This window comes from Streptomyces sp. AMJ-169, assembly GCF_055597585.1.
Genome location: NZ_JBVLTJ010000012.1, coordinates 43,808 through 62,701, shown reverse-complemented (window position 1 = coordinate 62,701; position 18,894 = coordinate 43,808). Strand labels below are relative to the sequence as shown.

General features: G+C 71.5%; 20 protein-coding genes. 13 read left to right on the top strand and 7 right to left on the bottom strand.

The genetic code is table 11. The features are described 5' to 3' along the window. Positions 1–22 precede the first annotated feature (22 nt). Positions 23–1,273, top strand: a complete 1,251-nt coding sequence (gene hutI, locus ACYUD3_RS27425) for an imidazolonepropionase (RefSeq protein ID WP_470975138.1) — start codon at positions 23–25, stop codon at positions 1,271–1,273. Here the strand turns inward: hutI and ACYUD3_RS27420 are convergent. Beyond that, positions 1,257–2,120 (bottom strand): RNA polymerase sigma factor SigF, encoded by an 864-nt coding sequence (locus tag ACYUD3_RS27420; protein WP_470975135.1) that lies wholly within the window; start codon positions 2,118–2,120, stop codon positions 1,257–1,259. The genes hutI and ACYUD3_RS27420 overlap by 17 nt on opposite strands. A 303-nt stretch (positions 2,121–2,423) precedes the next feature. On the opposite strand from ACYUD3_RS27420, the gene ACYUD3_RS27415 reads away from it, so the two are divergent. From ACYUD3_RS27415 to ACYUD3_RS27395, 5 genes are all read left to right on the top strand, one after another. Continuing rightward, positions 2,424–2,801, top strand: coding sequence for an STAS domain-containing protein (locus ACYUD3_RS27415; RefSeq protein WP_470975132.1), 378 nt, complete (start codon positions 2,424–2,426; stop codon positions 2,799–2,801). Between the two features lie 207 nt (positions 2,802–3,008). Next, on the top strand, positions 3,009–3,497 hold the full coding sequence (locus tag ACYUD3_RS27410) for an ATP-binding protein (protein ID WP_470975129.1): 489 nt from the start codon (positions 3,009–3,011) through the stop codon (positions 3,495–3,497). Between the two features lie 100 nt (positions 3,498–3,597). After that, positions 3,598–4,257, top strand: coding sequence for an LPXTG cell wall anchor domain-containing protein (locus ACYUD3_RS27405; RefSeq protein ID WP_470975126.1), 660 nt, complete (start codon positions 3,598–3,600; stop codon positions 4,255–4,257). After that, a complete protein-coding gene (locus tag ACYUD3_RS27400; RefSeq protein WP_470975123.1) occupies positions 4,247–5,413 on the top strand; it encodes a hypothetical protein in 1,167 nt (388 codons plus the stop codon). The genes ACYUD3_RS27405 and ACYUD3_RS27400 overlap by 11 nt, the downstream gene beginning before the upstream one ends. Beyond that, positions 5,410–6,702, top strand: coding sequence for a hypothetical protein (locus tag ACYUD3_RS27395; RefSeq protein WP_470975120.1), 1,293 nt, complete (start codon positions 5,410–5,412; stop codon positions 6,700–6,702). Before ACYUD3_RS27400 ends, ACYUD3_RS27395 begins: the two co-directional genes overlap by 4 nt. A gap of 10 nt (positions 6,703–6,712) precedes the next feature. On the opposite strand, the gene ACYUD3_RS27390 is transcribed toward ACYUD3_RS27395, so the two are convergent. From ACYUD3_RS27390 to ACYUD3_RS27380, 3 genes are all read right to left on the bottom strand, one after another. Then, positions 6,713–7,084 (bottom strand): PIN domain-containing protein, encoded by a 372-nt coding sequence (locus ACYUD3_RS27390; protein ID WP_470975117.1) that lies wholly within the window; start codon positions 7,082–7,084, stop codon positions 6,713–6,715. Continuing rightward, on the bottom strand, positions 7,081–7,344 hold the full coding sequence (locus ACYUD3_RS27385; protein ID WP_470975114.1) for a hypothetical protein: 264 nt from the start codon (positions 7,342–7,344) through the stop codon (positions 7,081–7,083). Before ACYUD3_RS27385 ends, ACYUD3_RS27390 begins: the two co-directional genes overlap by 4 nt. Before the next feature lie 97 nt (positions 7,345–7,441). Continuing rightward, entirely contained in the window at positions 7,442–8,953 is a 1,512-nt protein-coding gene (locus ACYUD3_RS27380; protein WP_470975111.1) for a peptide MFS transporter, read from the bottom strand. Between the two features lie 279 nt (positions 8,954–9,232). On the opposite strand from ACYUD3_RS27380, the gene ACYUD3_RS27375 reads away from it, so the two are divergent. Both ACYUD3_RS27375 and ACYUD3_RS27370 read left to right on the top strand, forming a co-directional pair. Next, positions 9,233–9,910 carry a response regulator transcription factor gene (locus tag ACYUD3_RS27375; RefSeq protein ID WP_067251025.1) on the top strand — a complete coding sequence of 226 codons (678 nt, stop codon included), beginning with the start codon at positions 9,233–9,235 and terminating at the stop codon, positions 9,908–9,910. A gap of 133 nt (positions 9,911–10,043) precedes the next feature. Beyond that, a complete protein-coding gene (locus ACYUD3_RS27370) occupies positions 10,044–11,321 on the top strand; it encodes an ATP-binding protein (protein WP_470975107.1) in 1,278 nt (425 codons plus the stop codon). 3 nt (positions 11,322–11,324) lie between these two features. Here ACYUD3_RS27370 and ACYUD3_RS27365 read toward each other — a convergent pair whose 3' ends face one another. Further along, a complete protein-coding gene (locus ACYUD3_RS27365) occupies positions 11,325–11,840 on the bottom strand; it encodes a GtrA family protein (RefSeq protein ID WP_470975103.1) in 516 nt (171 codons plus the stop codon). 210 nt (positions 11,841–12,050) lie between these two features. Here ACYUD3_RS27365 and ACYUD3_RS27360 point away from each other — a divergent pair, with 210 nt between their 5' ends. From ACYUD3_RS27360 to ACYUD3_RS27345, 4 genes are all read left to right on the top strand, one after another. Continuing rightward, complete coding sequence (locus ACYUD3_RS27360) at positions 12,051–13,190, top strand: 5-(carboxyamino)imidazole ribonucleotide synthase (protein WP_470975100.1); 1,140 nt, start codon at positions 12,051–12,053, stop codon at positions 13,188–13,190. After that, positions 13,187–13,711, top strand: coding sequence for a 5-(carboxyamino)imidazole ribonucleotide mutase (gene purE, locus ACYUD3_RS27355; RefSeq protein WP_470975098.1), 525 nt, complete (start codon positions 13,187–13,189; stop codon positions 13,709–13,711). Before ACYUD3_RS27360 ends, purE begins: the two co-directional genes overlap by 4 nt. Next, on the top strand, positions 13,708–14,916 hold the full coding sequence (locus ACYUD3_RS27350; RefSeq protein ID WP_470975096.1) for a dipeptidase: 1,209 nt from the start codon (positions 13,708–13,710) through the stop codon (positions 14,914–14,916). The genes purE and ACYUD3_RS27350 overlap by 4 nt, the downstream gene beginning before the upstream one ends. A gap of 217 nt (positions 14,917–15,133) precedes the next feature. Continuing rightward, complete coding sequence (locus ACYUD3_RS27345) at positions 15,134–16,228, top strand: dipeptidase (RefSeq protein WP_470975093.1); 1,095 nt, start codon at positions 15,134–15,136, stop codon at positions 16,226–16,228. A 73-nt stretch (positions 16,229–16,301) separates the two neighbouring features. Here ACYUD3_RS27345 and ACYUD3_RS27340 read toward each other — a convergent pair whose 3' ends face one another. Continuing rightward, on the bottom strand, positions 16,302–16,667 hold the full coding sequence (locus ACYUD3_RS27340) for a VOC family protein (protein WP_470975090.1): 366 nt from the start codon (positions 16,665–16,667) through the stop codon (positions 16,302–16,304). A gap of 114 nt (positions 16,668–16,781) precedes the next feature. Here ACYUD3_RS27340 and ACYUD3_RS27335 point away from each other — a divergent pair, with 114 nt between their 5' ends. Further along, the gene (locus tag ACYUD3_RS27335; protein ID WP_470975087.1) at positions 16,782–17,303 is read left to right on the top strand and encodes a CGNR zinc finger domain-containing protein; all 522 of its coding nucleotides are present in this window, start codon (positions 16,782–16,784) and stop codon (positions 17,301–17,303) included. A gap of 111 nt (positions 17,304–17,414) precedes the next feature. Here ACYUD3_RS27335 and ACYUD3_RS27330 read toward each other — a convergent pair whose 3' ends face one another. Next, positions 17,415–18,758: a UDP-glucose dehydrogenase family protein gene (locus tag ACYUD3_RS27330; RefSeq protein WP_470975084.1), complete on the bottom strand. Its 1,344-nt coding sequence runs from the start codon at positions 18,756–18,758 to the stop codon at positions 17,415–17,417. Between the last annotated feature and the right edge of the window lie 136 nt (positions 18,759–18,894).

Below are 18,894 nucleotides of genomic sequence, written 5' to 3'. Positions count from 1 at the left end.
CTTCGCCATCCACGAGGACGCCATGAACACGCCCAGCACCCCGAGCAGCCCCCGCAGCCCGAACCCGGCGAACAGCGCGACCGGCACCACCACCGTCATCACGAACATCGGCACTCTGGTCACCAACGACCCCTCCCGCACATCCCTCAAGAACGACAGCCCACTCGGTCTCCTGCACGACGCGGCCGTCGTCATCCAAGGCGACCGCGTCGTGTGGACCGGTGAAAGAAGCAAAGCACCCGCCACTGACAATCGGGTCGACGCCGAAGGCCGGGCCGTCCTCCCCGGCTTCGTCGACTCCCACTCCCACCTGGTCTTCGCGGGCGACCGCACCGCCGAGTTCAACGCCCGCATGTCCGGCCGCCCCTACAGCGCAGGCGGCATCCGCACGACCGTCGCCGCCACCCGCGCCGCCACCGACGAACAGCTCGAGGCGAACCTCACCCGCCACCTCGCCGAGGCCCTCCGCCAGGGCACGACCACCTTCGAGACCAAGTCCGGCTACGGCCTGACGGTCCCCGACGAGGCCCGCGCCCTGCGCCTGGCCGCCGCCCACACCGACGAGGTCACCTACCTCGGCGCCCACATCGTCGCCCCCGAGTACGCCGACGACCCGGCCGCCTACGTGGACCTCGTCACCGGCGCCATGCTCGACGCCTGCGCCCCCCACGCCCGCTGGATCGACGTCTTCTGCGAGAAGGGCGCCTTCGACGGCGACCAGGCCCGCGCGATCCTCACCGCCGGCAAGGCGAAGGGGCTGCACCCGCGCATCCACGCCAACCAGCTGTCCCACGGCCCCGGCGTCCGGCTCGCCGTCGAACTCGACGCGGCCAGCGCCGACCACTGCACCCACCTCACCGACGCCGACGTCGACGCGCTGGCGAGCGGCAACACGGTCGCGACGCTGCTGCCCGGCGCCGAGTTCTCCACCCGCGCGCCGTGGCCCGACGCCCGCCGGCTGCTGGACGCGGGCGTCACCGTCGCCCTCTCCACGGACTGCAACCCGGGGTCGTCGTACACGTCGTCCGTGCCGTTCTGTGTCGCGCTCGCCGTGCGGGACATGGGGATGACGCCGGACGAGGCGGTGTGGGCGGCGACCGCCGGGGGAGCGGCGGCGCTGCGGCGCGACGACGTCGGGCGGATCGCCCCGGGCGCCCGCGCGGACCTCGTCCTCCTCGACGCCCCGAGCCACGTCCACCTCGCGTACCGGCCCGGGGTGCCGCTGGTGGGCGGGGTGTGGAAGAACGGGGTACCGCTCACTCCTCCACGGTGAGCCCCTCCCGCAGCCGCACCAGCGTCCGCGACAGCAGCCGCGACACGTGCATCTGCGAGATGCCCAGCTCCTCCCCGATCTCCGACTGGGTGAGCCCGGTCACGAAGCGCAGGGAGAGGATCAGCCGGTCGCGGGGGGCGAGACCGGCGATGAGGGGCTTGAGGGACTCGACGTACTCGATGCCCTCCAGGCCGTGGTCCTCGTAGCCGATGCGGTCCGCGAGGGCGCCCTCGGTGTCGTCCTCGGCGGGCTGGGCGTCGAGGGAGGAGGCGGTGTACGCGTTGGCGGCGACCATGCCCTCCAGGACCTCGTCGGCGGGGATGCCGAGTTTCCCGGCGAGTTCGGCGACCGTGGGGGCGCGGTCGAGGCGCTGGGAGAGCTCGTCGCCCGCCTTCGCGAGGTCGAGGCGGAGCTCCTGGAGGCGGCGCGGGACGCGCACGGACCAGGAGGTGTCGCGGAAGAAGCGTTTGATCTCGCCGATGATCGTCGGCATCGCGAAGGTGGGGAACTCCACCCCGCGCGCCAGCTCGAACCGGTCGATCGCCTTGATCAGCCCGATCGTGCCGACCTGGACGATGTCCTCCATGGGCTCGCTGCGGGAGCGGAAGCGGGAGGCGGCGAACCTGACGAGCGCCAGGTTCAGCTCGACGAGCGTGTTACGGACGTACGCGTGCTCGTGGGTGCCCTCCTCGAGGGACTCCAGGCGGGCGAACAGGGTCTTGGACAGGGCGCGCGCGTCGACGGCGCCGATCGTGTCGTACGGGGGGATCTCCGGGAGACCGAGCTGTACCGGTGGGGGTGTCGACGCCGCTGTGGTGGGCTGGGACGCGTCGAGCCGGGGTGACATGCTGTCCTCCATCGTTCTCGGCAGGTGGGGGTGCGGCTGCCGGTGCCGTTCGTCGGTCGTGTCCTGCGGGGTGCGGCGCCTCCAAGGCCATCCAAGGGGTGACCACGCTCTGTGGCCATCCGTGACGACACCCCCTTGACGGGGGCTCCTTCTAGCCCTATCGGTAACTCCAACTCGACCGCAAGTCCATCTTGTTGGCGTTTGTCCGGTTATCCCCTCTTGTTTGGCTGTCGCGGTCCGCACCGAAGGCGTAGTGTTCGAGAGCGTCAGGACACGGCGGACGACCTCGGGAGAGATGACGGCATGGACCACGGGACGGCCGGCAGCACACAGTCGGGCCGGCTGCTGGTGGAGGTGCGGGAGGAAGGCGCCAGCGCCGTCGTGACACCCGCGGGTGAGCTGGATCACCACACCGCCGAGCTGCTGCGCGCCCCCCTCGACGACTGCCTCGCCAACGGCTTCAGCAGGCTCGTCGTCGACTGCTCCCGGCTCGACTTCTGCGACTCCACCGGACTGAACGTGCTGCTCGGCGCCCGCCTCAAGGCCGAGGCCGCGGGCGGCGGCGTCCACCTCGCCGGCATGACCCCGGTCGTCGCCCGCGTCTTCGAGATCACCGGCGCCGAGGCCGTCTTCACCGTCCACGACTCGCTCGCCACCGCCCTCTCCCAGCCCGACGGCTGAACCCCGCCGCCTTGCGCCCCTCGCGCGCGTGTTCCATCCGGCGCGCAGGGCAGGAGACTTCGTGAACATGTCGGCGGCACGTGTGTGAACGGCCGCGGCGGACCACCCGTACGGCAGGGCGCGGGAGCGACCCGGCGGGCGGCCCGCAGCGTACGGCCGCCGGCGCCCTGATGACTGCAACCGGCGAACTGGTGAGGTGAAGCGCCGATGAGCACCACCCGGCCCCCTGTGCCGAGCGACCGCGGCCCGGAGCCCGGTGACAGCCCCGGCGCTTTCGGGGGAGAGCCCGCCGGGGTCCGGCGGCTCGGCCTCGACGGCGCGAGCGGCGTCGTACCGCTGGCCCGCGACTTCGCCCGGCAGGCCCTCTACGACTGGGGCTGGCTGCCCGCCGCCGGCGCGGACCGGCGGGCCGCCGCCGAGGACGTCCTGCTCGTGGTGTCGGAGCTGGTCACCAACGCCTGTCTGCACGCGGGGGGCCCGCACGAGATCCGGATCGCCTGCGCCGCGAAGGTGATCCGCGTCGAGGTCGAGGACCGGGGCACCGGCCAGCCCGCGCCGCGTACGCCGCACCGCGCGGGGCGGCCCGGGGGGCACGGCATGTTCATCGTCCAACGGCTCTGTCTGGACTGGGGAGTTCTGCGCAGTCCCGGGCTGCCCGGGAAGACGGTGTGGGCGGAACTGGGGGCTCCCGCGTAGGAGTTGACGCCGTTGGCGCGTTCTCTTCCCTCCTCGCGCGCCGGGGCGTACTTTGACGGCCCATCTGATGAGCCGTCAGAAGTCTTGGGAGTGAGGGGCCGTGAGGAAGCAGCAGCTCGCCTCGGCCGCGGCTCTGGCCGGCGCGGCGGTGCTCGCCGCCGCACCGGTCGCCGGCGCCACGGTCGTCAACGTCAACTACGCCTGCAAGACACCCATCGGCGCCAAGAGCGCCGTCTCCCCGATCGACATCAAAAGCACTGCCGGCGGCGGCGGTTACACCATCACCATGTCCTGGCAGCAGGGCGTCTCCTCCAGCCCGGTCGAACTGGGCAAGGGCGCCATGAGTCCCAAGGCGACGATCGTCCTGGGCGGCGCGGACACCGGCACCCTCAGTGTCAGCGGCCCCCCGAACGCGGCGGCCATCCCTGCCGACACCCCCATAAAAATCAGCGACTTGAGCGGCACGTACACCCCGAAGAAGACGGGGAAGGTCACGTTCACGGCCGGGACGCTGACGATCCTGGCGCTGGGGACGACGACCACGTGCACGCCGACCAACACCCCTGGCCCGTCACTGACGTTGGACGTGACGGCGGCGGGCGGCGGGGGCTCCGGCGGCACTGGCGGCTCCGGCGGCACTCCGGCGCAGCTGCCCAAGACCGGCCCCGAGGACTCGATGATCGCGCTCGCCACCCTCGGCGGCACGGTCCTCCTCACCGGCGCCGCGGGCACCCTCTGGCTGACCCGCCGTGCCAGGTAGGAGAACCGCCGCCCTGACCGCCGTCCTCCTGGCGCTCTGGACGGCGCTCTGGACGGTGTTCTGGGTGGCACCGGCGACGGCGGCCGGCCCCGCTGTCTCGCTCTCCGACTCGGCCGCCGCACAAGGGAGTTCGCTCACCGTGACGGGGAGCGGCTGGCCCGCGCGGACCCTCGTGATGCTGCTGGTCTGCGGGCAGGCGAGTCCCGCGCGGGGGGTGCTCGGCGGGACCGACTCCTGTGCCAACGCGGACGGCCGGGCGGTCACGACCGACGCGGAGGGACGCTTCAGCGGTGGGCTGCCGGTCGCCGGGCCGCCGGTGCCGTGTCCCTGCGTGGTGCACGTGGCGACGGCGACCGGGGCGGCGCGGCAGGCGGACGCGGGGCTGGAGATCGCCGGGTTCGCGGTGAAGCCGCTGCCGGCGGCGACGGGGAGCGGCGTGCTGAAGGCGCTCACGCCCGCCCGACTCACGGGTTCCAGCGGGCTGTTGACCTGGTTCGGGGCGCCCGCGAGCCGGACGTTCGTCGTCACGGTCGGCAACTCCGGGACGTCCGCCGTGAAGGACCCCGTCTTCCAACTCGGCACGTCCCACGGGGTGTTCGCGCCGCAGTGGGACGACCATCAGTGGACCGGGACCCTCGCGCCCGGGCAGAAGGCGCGGCTGGAGCTGCCGGTGGAGCTGAGCGCGGGGGCGCACGGGCGGTACACGGTGACGTTGCGGTACGGCACGGCCGAACTGGCGCGGCAGGGCTGGGGGGTGGGGCGGCCTTGGGGGGTGGGGCTGTTCTGGGGGCTGGCGGCCGTGGTGATTCCGGGGGTGGTGTTCCGGGTGGGGATGGGGGTGGTGGAGCGGGTGCGGCCGAGGAGGGGCGGCCGGTCCGGGGACGGCTTCCGGCTCGCGTGGCCGGGGCCGGCGCAGGGTCCGTTTCCGGGCCCGTCTTCGGGTCCGTCTTCGGGTCCGGGAGGCCGGGCGTCCGCCGGCAGCGGCAGCGCACCCGACCCGGCTCCCACCAAGCCGCTCGCCCTCCCGTGGTTCACCCCCGACACCCAAGGGCGCCTCTCCCCGCCGGATCCCGCACCGCACCCCCCATCACTCCCCGCACCGCTCTCCGCACCCCCCGAAGACCACCCGACCGTCGGCAGAAAGGGCACCCCGTGAGCGTGAGAGCGACCCCCCTGAGAGCGGCCTTGGCCGTGCTGGCGGCCGGGGCAACAGCCGTGCTGGGACTGGGAGTTGCCCCGGCGGCGGCAGCCGAGGTCTCGTACGCCACCCACTGCGTCCCGCCCGCCGGCATCGACCCCGTCGACGGCACCACCGAAGTCGGCGTCACCGCGCCCGCGACGGCCAAGGTCGGCGACACGATCGACCTCGTCTGGAAGTTCACCCGGGCCGCCTCCAAGAACCCCGACATCATCGACCTGCCCGCCAACTCCGTACTGCCGTCAGGGACTTTGAAGGTGTCCGGGGCGCAGAGCGGGGCGGTCGCGATGCTGGGGACGCGGGAGAACCCGGCGATCCCCAAGGGCGCGGCGATGGTCCTCTCCGACATGAAAGGCACGCTGAAGCTCACGGCACCGGGCGCGGTGAAGCTGACGCCGGACGCGTATGTGGTGAACGCGTTCGGGACGGACACGAAGTGCGCGCCGACGGTGGCGGTGCGGCCGGGGGCGACGGTGAACGTGACGGCGGGGGGCGGGAGTTCATCGGGTACGCCGACGACGTCACCGTCGGCATCGCCATCCCCGTCGGAAAGCACCTCCCCCAGCGCCTCCCCCTCGGCGAGCAACTCGCCCAGCGCCAGCAGCAGTTCCCCCCAGCAGACGGACTTCACCGGCAAGGTCGTGGACGTCCCCTACACCTGCCAGTCCCCGCTGGGTGAGAAAAAGGCGACCTCCCCGGTCCAGATCAACGCGACGAAATCGAACGGCAGTTATGCGTTGACCGTGCAGTTCAAGAAATCGGTGATGAACAGCCCCGCCGACATCCCCGCGGGCTCGGTCAAACCGTCGATGCAGGTGAAGCTGGGCGGCGCGGACACGGGAACGGTCCCGGTGACCGGCCCCCTGAACACCTCCGCGATCAAAACGGGCGACCCGATAGAGATCCCGGACCTGAAGGGCACGTACACACCGGGCGCGACAGGCGACTCGACGCTGGCGCCGGGCGTCCTCCTGATAGAGGCCCTGGGCACGAAGACGACCTGCACCCCCGACACCACCCTGGTCTCCCTGACCCTGACCACGGAAAAACAGGCGGGCGGCGCGGCGGGCGGCACCTCAACAGGCGGCACCTCAACCGGCGGCTCCACGACGACAACCGGCGGCCTGGCGGCGACAGGAGCGGAGAACGAGGGCGCACTGAAGGCCCTGGGCCTGGTGGCAGGAACGGCGATCCTGCTGGGAGCAGCCGTCTTCACCTTCCTGCCCGGCAGGCGGCGTACCCGGTAGCGGCGAGACTTCAGGGCTTCCCGATGTCCACCGCCCACACTCCCGTGCCGTCGTACACCTCAGGGCGAGCGGTCAGTACTTGGCCCTCGTTCATGCTGCCGGCAGCGGCGTGGACGGCGTGTCCGTACGCCCAGTCCACGCCGGCCGCCACGGTCTGCTCGACCGTGGCGGTGCCGGCGTAGTCGAGCGGGAGGAACTCCAAGCCGGGCAGGGCTCCGACATGGGCGGCGACACCGGGGAGTTCCAGGCTGGCGGCGATCAGGCACAGGGCCGGGATGTGGGCGCGGTGGCGTGGGTCGTCGACCTCGACCACGGCGAGGCCGGACAGCATCCGATGGCCACGGCACAGCGCGAGCACCGCTGTGTGGTCCAGGATGATCAACGGCGTTCCCCTACCTGCCTGGCCGCGATCGCGGCACGCCATTCCTGCGCCGCGCGCACGTCTTCCGTGGTGAGGTCGGGGCAGAAGTTGGCTTGGACGTAAGCGATCGCGCGGGCCGTGCGCTCCGCCCGCTCCTCCTCTGTCGGAGTCGCGGCGGCCATACGCTCGACGTAAGCGCGTGTGCTCATGCCGCGTTCCTCGGCGAGTGTCCGCAGACGATCTCTTATCTCGGCACTGATCTTGAGCGTGGTGTCAGCCATGCCCAGAGAATACAGGTGAATACTCGAAGGTGCTGCTAAATGCTGAAAGGGCCGCCGTACCCCGCAGGTGCGGCGGCCCCTCGGGCTGATGGAGTCCCTAGTGGACGTCCCCCATCAGTGCGTTGACCTTCTTGCGGTACATCCAGACCGCCGCGCCCGCGATGACCGCCAGGGCCGCCTCCAGGGCCACGAAGCCCATGCGGTCGAGGTCGACTCCGCCTACGGCCGGGTTGGAGAGGAGGGCGGTGACCGAGTCGCCCGCGGTCACCGCGAGGAACCAGACGCCCATCATCTGGGAGGCGTACTTCTTCGGGGCCATCTTGGTGGTGACCGAGAGGCCGACCGGGGAGAGGGTCAGCTCGCCCAGGGTCTGGATGAAGTAGATGCCCGCGATCCACAGGGCCGCCGCCTTGTGGCCGCCCTCGGCGATCGACAGGGGCGCCAGGAAGAGGAAGAAGGACAGGCCCACCAGCACCAGGCCGGAGGCGAACTTCACGATCGTGCTCGGCTCCTGGCCCCGCCGGTTCAGCCAGATCCACAGCCAGGCGAAGACCGGGGCCAGCGCCATGATCATGACCGGGTTCACGGACTGGTACCAGGAGACCGGGAAGTGCCAGCCGAAGACGGTGTTCTCGGCGCTCTTGTCGGCGAACAGCGACAGCGTCGAACCGCCCTGGTCGTAGATCATCCAGAACACGGCGGCGGCGACGAAGAACCAGATGTACGCCGACACCTTCGAGCGCTCCGCCGGCTCCAGGTCCTTGTCGCGGCGGATCCGGCCGATGACGAGGACGGGCACGAGCAGACCGACGAGCGTCAGCGGGATCAGCGCCCAGTTCAGCGTGAAGTGCCCGGTGCCGCCGACGACGCCGTAGAAGAGCGCGGCGACCGCCAGCCAGATCAGGCCCTTGCGCAGGGTGGCCGCCTTCTCCGCGGGGCTGAGCGGCGTCGGGACGACGTCGCTGCGCTCGCTGAGCATCCCGGCCCGCCCGCCGATCAGGTACAGCGCCAGGCCGATGGCCATGCCGACGGCGGCCAGTGCGAACCCGAGGTGCCAGTTCACGTTCTCGCCGACGGTCCCGATGACCAGCGGCGCGGCGAACGCGCCGGCGTTGATGCCGATGTAGAAGAGCGTGAAGCCGCCGTCCCGGCGCGGGTCGTCCGGGCCCTGGTAGAGGTGGCCGACCATCGTCGAGATGTTGGCCTTCAGCAGACCCGACCCGATCGCGACGAGCCCGAGGCCGCCGTAGAAGCTCGCGGTCGCCGGGACCGCCAGGCACAGATGCCCGATCATGATGATCACACCGGCGACGGCGACCGTCTTGCGCGGACCGAGCACCCGGTCGGCGAACCAGCCGCCGGGCAGGGCGAGCAGGTACACGAGGGAGACGTACACCGAGTAGATCGCGGTGGCCGTACCCGCGCTGAGGTGCAGACCGCCCGGAGCGACCAGGTAGAGCGGGAGCAGGGCCCTCATGCCGTAGTAGGAGAAGCGTTCCCACATCTCCGTCAGGAAGAGGATGGCCAGACCGCTGGGGTGGCCGAAGAAGACCCGGTCGGAGTCCGGAGCCCCCGGAGGGGACGAGTCCTTCGTCAGGCTGGACGCCATGTCGTTCCTTGCTGCTGTTTACCGTTCATTGCCGCGCGCATGCACAAAAAAGACCCCCGGCGGATGTCGCCGAAGGTCCCCACAGTGCTACAGGCGTTTGCTCACCATACGACACGACAGTGACCGAAATGGAAGGACTTGAGACACGGATCACATGGTACGGACCAGCGGCCCGCGCCGCCCGCCCGCTGTCCGGCATGCCCCGTCCTGTCCCTCAGTAAGAAACTGACCGGTCGATCACACCCCTGGCCCGGCTTTACGCGGACTACCATCAGCCTCATGACCCGAGTACTGCTAGCCGAGGACGACGCGTCCATCTCGGAGCCACTGGCCCGCGCACTTCGCCGGGAAGGGTACGAGGTCGAGGTGCGCGAGGACGGACCGACCGCGCTCGACGCCGGGATGCAGGGCGGTGTCGACCTGGTCGTGCTGGACCTCGGCCTCCCCGGCATGGACGGCCTGGAGGTGGCCCGGCGGCTGCGCTCCGAGGGCCACGCCGTACCCATCCTCATCCTCACCGCCCGAGCCGACGAGGTCGACACCGTCGTGGGGCTCGACGCCGGCGCCGACGACTACGTCACCAAGCCGTTCCGGCTCGCCGAGCTGCTCGCGCGGGTGCGTGCGCTGCTTCGGCGTGGGGCTGCCGAACCGGCGCAGCCGCCCGCCACCCATGGGGTGCGTATCGATGTCGAGTCGCACCGGGCGTGGATGGGGGACGAGGAACTCCAGCTCACCGCCAAGGAGTTCGACCTGCTGCGGGTGCTGGTGCGGGACGCCGGGCGGGTGGTGACGCGGGATCAGCTCATGCGGGAGGTGTGGGACACGACCTGGTGGTCGTCGACCAAGACGCTCGACATGCATATCTCGTGGCTGCGTAAGAAGTTGGGCGACGACGCGGCCAACCCGCGCTATATCGCCACCGTCCGGGGCGTCGGGTTCCGGTTCGAGAAGAGCTGACGCTACGCGCGTAACCGCCGTGCGGGTTCAGGGGCGTCGGCTTCTGCGGGATCGTCGTGGCTGATCGCGCAGTTCCCCGCGCCCCTGACTCTGTCTCCCTGCCCCGGCGTTCAAAAGTTCCCGGAGATTCGCTGTGCGTCGTCGTCTCATCCAGTCCACCCTCGCCGTCGTCCTCGTCGTGATCGCCGTCTTCGGTGTCTCCCTGGTCATCGTCGAGAGCCGGACGATCAGCAACAGCGCCCAGGAACGCGTCGAGTCCGAGGCCGTGCGGCTGGTCGGGATCGTGGACAGCCGGCTGCTGGGGGCCGAGGACGTCACCCCGGCGATCCTGCGCGACCAGGTCACCCAGGACCGGTACGCGATCATCACCATCCCGGGCCGCCCGCCGATCGAGGTCGGTACGAAGCCCGAGGGCGAGGTCATCCACGCGCAGGAGGCCGGCGAGGGCGGGGAGATCGTACGGGTCGAGGAGCCCAAGTCGACCGTGACGCGTGAGGTCGGCCGGACCCTGCTCATCATCGCCCTGGTCGCGCTGCTGGCGGTCGTCGCGGCCGTCCTGCTCGCCGTCCGCCAGGCCAACAAGCTCGCCTCCCCGCTCACCGACCTCGCCGAGACCGCCGAACGCCTCGGCTCCGGCGACCCGCGCCCGCGCCACAAGCGCTACGGCGTCCCGGAGCTGGACCGGGTCGCGGACGTGCTCGACTCCTCCGCCGAGCGCATCGCGCGGATGCTGACGGCCGAACGCCGGCTCGCCGCCGACGCCTCCCACCAGCTGCGCACGCCGCTGACGGCGCTGTCGATGCGGCTGGAGGAGATCACCCTCACCGAGGATCTGGAGACGGTGAAGGAGGAGGCGAACGTCGCGCTCACGCAGGTCGAGCGGCTCACCGACGTCGTGGAGCGGCTGCTCACCAACTCCCGTGACCCGCGCAGCGGGAACGCGGTCACCTTCGACCTCGACGAGGTCATCCAGCAGCAGCTCGCCGAGTGGCGGCCCGCCTACCGCTCGGCCGGGCGCGCGATCGTCAGCTCCGGGAAGCGGCACCTGCCGGCCGTCGGCACCCCGGGCGCCGTCGCGCAGGTGCTGGCCGCGCTGATCGAGAACTCCCTGATGCACGGCGGCGGTACGGTCGCCCTGCGCACCCGCGTCACCGGCAACCAGTCCGTCATCGAGGTCACCGACGAGGGGCCCGGCGTCCCCGCCGACCTCGGGGCGCGGATCTTCGAGCGGGCGATCAGCGGGCGCAACTCGACGGGCATCGGCCTCGCGGTCGCCCGCGACCTCGCGGAGGCGGACGGGGGCCGGCTGGAGATGCTCCAGGCCCAGCCGCCGGTCTTCGGCCTGTTCCTGTCGCGCACGGCGCCGCTGCCGAAGGTGGAGGAAGCCGAAGAGCCGCCCACGGTCCGCTGAGGCTTACCGGCGTCCGCTCACCTGCGGCTCCTCCGGCGAAGCCTCCCCCAGAAACGCCTCGGCGCTCGCCACGGCCTCCTTCGCCGGCAGCGCCTTGAACACCCACGTCCGGTACGACCAGAACCGGAACAGCGTCGCGATCCCGATGCCGAGGAACTTGAAGACGTTGCTCTGGAGCGGCGAGTCCCACTGGAACCCGTACGTGGCGACGTACAGCACACCGTTCTCGATGACCATGCCGACCGCGCTGAACATCAGGAACAGCGTGAGTTCCTTCGTCCGCCCGCCCTTGTCGCGGTCACGGTAGGTGAAGTACCGGAACCCGATGTAGTTGAAGACGATCGAGACGACCGTCGCGACCACGCTGGCGCGCACCACCTGGAGGTCGGTCAGATGCCGCACCAGGTTGAAGACGACCAGGTTGACCAGCAGCCCGGTACCGCCCACGGCACCGAACTTGGCCAGCTCGCGGGTGACTCTGCGCAAGGCGGAAGGCTGCCCACCGGAACCTTGTCCCATGTCCGTAAAGGCCCCCATCCGGGTCTCGATTTCGTCAACCCAGTCATGCTAACCACCCCCGATGGAGGTTTCCTGTGGTCCGCCTCACGGGTCGGGAACGGATCGGCGAGCAACAGGGAAACTGCCGGTGTGAGCAGGGAAAAGGCCAGGTAAGAGCCGCAGGCCGGACAGGTGGACGGGCCCGCGCGGGGTGGCCGATACCCTAAGGGTGTGACGTTCCCGGTAGTCGGCATGGTCGGCGGAGGCCAGCTCGCTCGTATGACACACGAGGCGGGCATCCCGTTGGGCATCAGGTTCAAGCTCCTCAGTGACACCCCGCAGGATTCGGCGGCCCAGGTCGTCAGCGATGTCGTCATCGGCGACTACCGCGACCTGGAGACGCTGCGCGCCTTCGCGCGGGGCTGCGATGTGATCACCTTCGATCACGAACACGTTCCCACCGAACATCTACGGGCCCTGGAGGCCGACGGCATCCCCGTCCGCCCCGGTCCCGACGCCCTCCTCTACGCCCAGGACAAGGGCGAGATGCGCGCGCGGCTCACGGAGATCGGCGTCCCGTGCCCCCGGCACCGGATCGTGACCGACCCCGCGGACGTCGCCGCGTTCGCCGCCGAGGTGGGCGGCTTCCCGGTCGTCCTCAAGACCGTGCGCGGCGGTTACGACGGCAAGGGCGTCTGGGTCGTCGACTCGGCCGCGCAGGCCGCCGACCCCTTCCGCGCCGGAGTCCCCGTCCTCGCCGAGGAGAAGGTCGACTACGCCCGCGAGCTGGCCGCCAACGTCGTGCGCTCCCCGCACGGCCAGGCCGTCGCCTACCCGGTCGTCGAGTCCCGCCAGGTGAACGGGGTCTGCGACACCGTGATCGCCCCGGCCCCGGAACTGGACGACACCCTCGCCCTGAAGGCGGAGGAGATGGCGCTGACGATCGCGAAGGAACTCGGCGTGGTCGGCCACCTCGCGGTCGAGCTGTTCGAGACCCGCGACGGCCGCATCCTCGTCAACGAACTGGCGATGCGCCCGCACAACTCGGGCCACTGGACCCAGGACGGCGCGATGACGTCCCAGTTCGCCAACCACGTCCGCGCGGTCCTCGACCTCCCCCTCGGCGACCCGCGCCCGCGCGCCAGGTGGACGGTCATGGCGAACGTCCTGGGCGGCGACTACCCCGACATGTACTCCGCGTACCTGCACTGCATGGCCCGCGACCCCCAGCTGAAGATCCACATGTACGGCAAGGACGTCAAGCCCGGCCGCAAGGTCGGCCACGTCAACACCTACGGCGACGACCTCTCCGACACCCTGGAACGAGCCCGTCACGCAGCCGGTTACCTGAGAGGCACGATCACCGAATGAGCCCTGTCGTAGGCATTGTCATGGGGTCCGACTCCGACTGGCCCGTCATGGAGGCCGCCGCCAAGGCGCTCGACGAGTTCGAGATCCCCTACGAGGTCGACGTCGTCTCCGCGCACCGGATGCCCCGCGAGATGATCGCCTACGGGGAGCAGGCGGCCGAGCGCGGGCTGAAGGTCGTCATCGCGGGCGCCGGGGGAGCCGCGCACCTGCCCGGGATGCTCGCCTCCGTCACCCCGCTCCCCGTCATCGGCGTGCCCGTCCCGCTCAAGTACCTCGACGGCATGGACTCGCTGCTGTCGATCGTGCAGATGCCGGCCGGGGTGCCCGTCGCGACCGTCTCCGTCGGCGGCGCCCGCAACGCCGGCCTCCTCGCCGCCCGCATCCTCGCCGCGCACGACGAGGAACTCCTCGCCCGGATGCGGGAGTTCCAGCAGGAGCTGAACGACCAGGCCAGCGAGAAGGGGCGGCGGCTGCGGTCCAAGGTCGAGGGTTCGGCGGCGTCCTTCGGGTTCGCCAAGTGAGCGGGGCGGGCCACGTGCCGTCCCCCGGCCCCCGGTTGGCCGAAGCGCTCGACCTCCTCTCCGAGTTCCCCGTCGTCGACGGCCACAACGACCTGCCCTGGGCGCTGCGCGAACAGGTCCACTACGACCTCGCCGCCCGCGACATCTCCGTACGCCAGGACACCCACCTCCACACGGACCTGCCGCGCCTGCGCGAGGGCGGGGTGGGCGCGCAGTACTGGTCCGTGTACGTGCGCTCCGACCTGCCGGACGCCGTCCCCGCGACGCTCGAACAGATCGACTGTGTACGGCAGTTGATCGACCGTCACCCGACCGTGCTGCGGGCCGCGTTCACCGCCGCCGACATGGAGGCGGCGCGTGCGCAGGGCCGTATCGCCTCCCTGATGGGCGCCGAGGGCGGCCACTCCATCGCCAACTCCCTCGGTACCTTGCGGGGGTTGTACGCGCTCGGCGTGCGCTACATGACCCTCACCCACAACGACAACATCGCGTGGGCGGACTCCGCGACGGACGTCCCCAACGTCGGCGGGCTCTCGGAGTTCGGCCGCGAGGTCGTCCGCGAGATGAACCGGCTGGGCATGCTCGTCGACCTGTCGCACGTGGCGGTGACGACGATGCGGGCGGCGCTCGACACCTCGTCCGCGCCGGTCATCTTCTCGCACTCCTCCGCGCGCGCCGTCTGCGACCACCCGCGCAACATCCCCGACGACGTCCTCGAACGCCTCCCCGCCAACGGCGGTATGGCGATGGTGACGTTCGTGCCGAAGTTCGTCCTCCAGGCCGCCGTCGACTGGACCGCCGAGGCCGACGAGAACATGCGCGCCCACGGCTTCCACCACCTCGCCACCACCCCCGAGGCGATGGCCGTGCACCGCGCCTTCGAGGCGGCCCACCCCCGCCCGGTCGCCACGGTCTCGACGGTCGCCGACCACCTCGACCACATGCGCGAGGCGGCCGGCGTCGACCACCTCGGCATCGGCGGCGACTACGACGGCACGGCGTTCACGCCGGAGGGCCTCAGCGACGTCTCCGGCTACCCGAACCTCATCGCCGAACTCCTCGACCGCGGCTGGTCCAAGGCCGACCTCGCCAAGCTGACCTGGAAGAACGCGGTACGGGTGCTGGGGGCGGCGGAGGATGTCGCGCGGGGGCTGCGGGGGAGCCGGGGGGCGTCGTACGCGCGGATCGAGGATCTCGACAAGTAGGGCCGCGCCCGGGGTCTCTCCGGGGCGCTCCGGGGGGCGCCCGCCCGGCGCTTCTCGAGGGTGCCTCCGGGGGTGCCTCCGGGGGTGTCTCCGGGGGTGCCCGCCGAAAACAGGGCGGGTACCCCTAACGCGCCGTTCATCAGGTGATTCTCCGGGCCGCGTGCCACGGTGGCCGTACTGCCGTTCACTACGCCGAGCCCGACGTACGGAGACAGCCATGGCCGAAGCGCACCCCACGACCGAGATCGGCGAACTGCCGCTGGAGGACGCGTTCCCCGCGGCCCCGAGGCTGCCGGGGCCGGAGATCTCGGATCCGCTGGAGCGGGCGCGGCTGATCCTCGACGGACACCCCGTCGCCGACGGGTACTGCGCCCTGCCGTGGGTGCTGCGCGGACTGCCCTGGTACGACCTCGAACTGGGCGAGAGCGCGGTCGAGACCGACGTCCCCCGGCTGCGCGAGGGCCAGGTCGGCGCCGTGTTCTGGGCGCTGCGCCAGGCGCCGGGCACGCTCCGCCCGCTGAGCGCGACCCTGGAGCAGCTCGACCTCGTCCACGCCGTGGTCCGCGCCCACCCCGAGGGGCTGCGGCTCGCGGGCTCGGCCAGCGAGGTCATCGACGCCCGCCACTGCGGCCGGGTCGCCGTCGTCCTCGGCCCCGCCGACGCCGCCGCCCTCGACGACTCCCTCGGCATCCTCCGCGTCCTGCACGGCCTCGGCCTGCGCGCCCTGACCCTGGCCGGCACCAGCTGGGCGAGCGAGGCCGGGCTGACGCGGTTCGGCGAGGAGGTCGTCCGCGAGATGAACCGCCTGGGCGTGATCCCGGACCTGTCCGGCGCCTCGGACGCGACGATCGAACGCACCCTGGCCCTGTCCAGAACCCCGGTCCTGTGCACCCGCTCCGGCGCCCGCGCCCTCCGCGACCACCCCGACAACCTCTCCGACCCCCAACTGAAGGCGCTGGGCGAGGCGCAGGGCGTCTGCATGGTCCCCCTGACGGCCGACCAGACGGGCCCGACCCTGCGGGACGTGGCCGACCACCTCGACCACATCCGCACCCTGGCGGGCCCGGAGTCGGTCGCCCTCTCCGGCGCGTACGACTCCGGCGCCGCCCACCCCGACGACCTCCCCGACCCCTCCGCCTACCCCCACCTCATCGCCGAACTCCTCCAACGAGGCTGGTCCGACGCGGAGGCGGCGCTGCTGAGCTGGGGGAATGTGCAGCGGGTGTTCAGGGGGGCGGATTTCCTGTCCCGGGCGACGCGGGACCGGCGGGAGCCGTCTACGGCTACTAGGGGGGAGTTGGACGGGGACTGAGGGAGGGCTCTTCTTAAGGGGCTCCCTTGAGCAGGGGGCCTCTTGGGCGAGGGCGTCGCCGGTCAGGCGGCGTTCACGCCCTGCACAGACAGAACGGATGCCCCGCCGGATCCGCGTACACCCTGAAGCTCCGCTCCCGGTCCGCCGCGTCCAGCACCCTCGCCCCCAGCGCCAGCACCTCCTTCTCGGCGGCGTCGAGGTCCGGGACGTCCACGTCGATGTGGAACTGCTGCGAGCCGTCGGGGGAGGGCCAGACCGGGGCGGTGTACCCCGGGGCCGGCTGAAAGGAGAGAACCTGCCCCGTGGGCAGCCTCAGATCGGTCCACTCATCGGTCCCGTCCTGCCTGACCTCCCCGCCCAGGACAGCGGCGTAGAACCCGGCGAGGGCGGCGGGATCGGGGCAGTCCAGAACGACGGAGCTGAGCGTGGCGATCGGCATGGCTTCCTCCTCGAAGCGGTTACCTGTGGAGCGGGTGTTCCGGTAACTTCCGTTACCTGATGGTCCCCCCATACCGGTAACGCCGCAAGCGAATTCCGGAGGTACCGTGCAGAGGTGAGTGAGAGAGCGCCCGCCCCCGGCGGGCTGGCCCTGATCGAGGCCCTGGTGAACACGCTGGACGTCGAGACCGGCAGGGACGCGCTGGACCGGGCCGGCGTACGGAGCGAGCTGGGCGTGACCGACGTCGAGGGGGCGCGCGAGCTGCGGGAGGCGCTGCGGGTCGTCCTCCTCGCGCACGCCGGGCACCCGCCGCACCGCCGGACGGCCCCGCTGGCGGACCTCCTGCCGCCGCTGCGGCTCGTGTTCGACCCCGCCGGCCGGGCCCGCCCCGCCCCCGCCGGGCCCGGCACCACCCTGCCCGCGCGGATCGCCGTCGCCGTCGCGGAGGCGCTGGTGGACGGGACGTGGGCGCGGCTGAAGGCGTGCGAGGCGGAGGACTGCCTCTGGGCGTACTACGACCGCAGCCCGGCGGGCCGCAGCCGGTGGTGCTCGATGCGGGTGTGCGGGGCGCGGGCGAAGATGCGGAGGTACCGGGGGCGCAAAGGGGAGGCCGCGAAGGGGGTCAATGGGGGCTGATGCACAGCGAGTTCACGAGTGGGTGGGGCAGAATGCAGGCAGACGGTGGTTCGGCCGACTGAGCCTCGGCCGAACCACCGTCACCCACACCCGCCTACGACGCCGTAGGCGCTAAGCCGTCGGCCGTCCCATCGCCCGGTACGTCCAGCCGGCCTTCCGCCACACCGCCGGATCCAGCGCGTTGCGGCCGTCCAGGAGCACCCTCGCCCGTGCCGCCTCCCCCAGCTCCGCCGGGTCCAGCTCGCGGAACTCCTTCCATTCCGTGAGGTGGAGGACGACGTCGGCGCCCCGGACGGCGTCCAGTGCGGAGTCGGCGTAGGCGAGGGTCGGGAAGAGGCGGCGGGCGTTGGTCATGCCCTTGGGGTCGTACACCGTGACCTGGCCGCCCTGGAGGTGGATCTGGCCGGCGACGTTCAGCGCGGGGGAGTCGCGGACGTCGTCGGAGTCGGGCTTGAAGGCCGCGCCGAGGACGGCCACCCGCTTGCCCAGGAACGCCCCGCCGCCCAGCGCCTCGCGGGCCATCTCGACCATCTGCCCGCGCCGGCGCATGTTGATGGAATCGATCTCGCGCAGGAAGGTCAGCGCCTGGTCGGCGCCCAGCTCGCCCGCGCGGGCCATGAACGCGCGGATGTCCTTGGGCAGACAGCCCCCGCCGAAGCCGATGCCGGCGCGCAGGAACTTGTGGCCGATGCGGTCGTCGTACCCGATGGCCTCGGCGAGCTTGGCGACATCGCCGCCGGCCGCCTCGCAGACCTCGGCCATGGCGTTGATGAAGGAGATCTTGGTGGCGAGGAAGGAGTTCGCGGAGGTCTTGACCAGCTCGGCGGTCGGGAAGTCGGTGACGACGAAGGGGGTGCCGGCCGCGACGGGGGCCGCGTACACCTCGCGCAGCAGCCCTTCCGCGCGCTCGCTGCGGACGCCGACGACGATCCGGTCGGGCCGCAGGGTGTCCTGCACGGCGAAGCCCTCGCGCAGGAACTCGGGGTTCCAGGCCAGCTCGGCGGCGGCGCCGGCGGGGGCGTGGGCGGCGAGGTAGGCGGCGAGGCGGTCGGCGGAGCCGACGGGGACGGTGGACTTGCCGACGACGAGGGTGGGCCGGTCGAGGTGCGGGGCGAGGGAGGCGAGCGCGGACTCGACGTACGACATGTCGGCGGCGTACTCGCCGTGCCGCTGGGGCGTGTTGACGCACACGAAGTGCACGTCCCCGAAGGCCGCGGCCTCGGCGAAGTCCATGGTGAACCGCAGCCGCCCGCTGGACCCCTCGATCCCGGCGACATGCTTGCGCAGCAGGTCTTCGAGCCCCGGCTCGTACATGGGCACCCGCCCGCGCTGGAGCAGCTCGATCTTCTCCGGCACCACGTCGAGCCCCAGCACCTCGAAGCCCAGCTCGGCCATGGCCGCGGCGTGCGTGGCGCCGAGGTACCCGGTGCCGATCACAGTGATCTTGAGGGTCATGGGGACTCCACAGGGTTACGACCGGATGTGCGCTGCCAGAGCATAGTCCGGGGCGTGTCGGCGCCCCTCGCCGGGCAGGATTCCCCCTGTCGCCTAGCTCACGTATCCGTGCTGTGGGCAGCCCTCTAAACTTTGG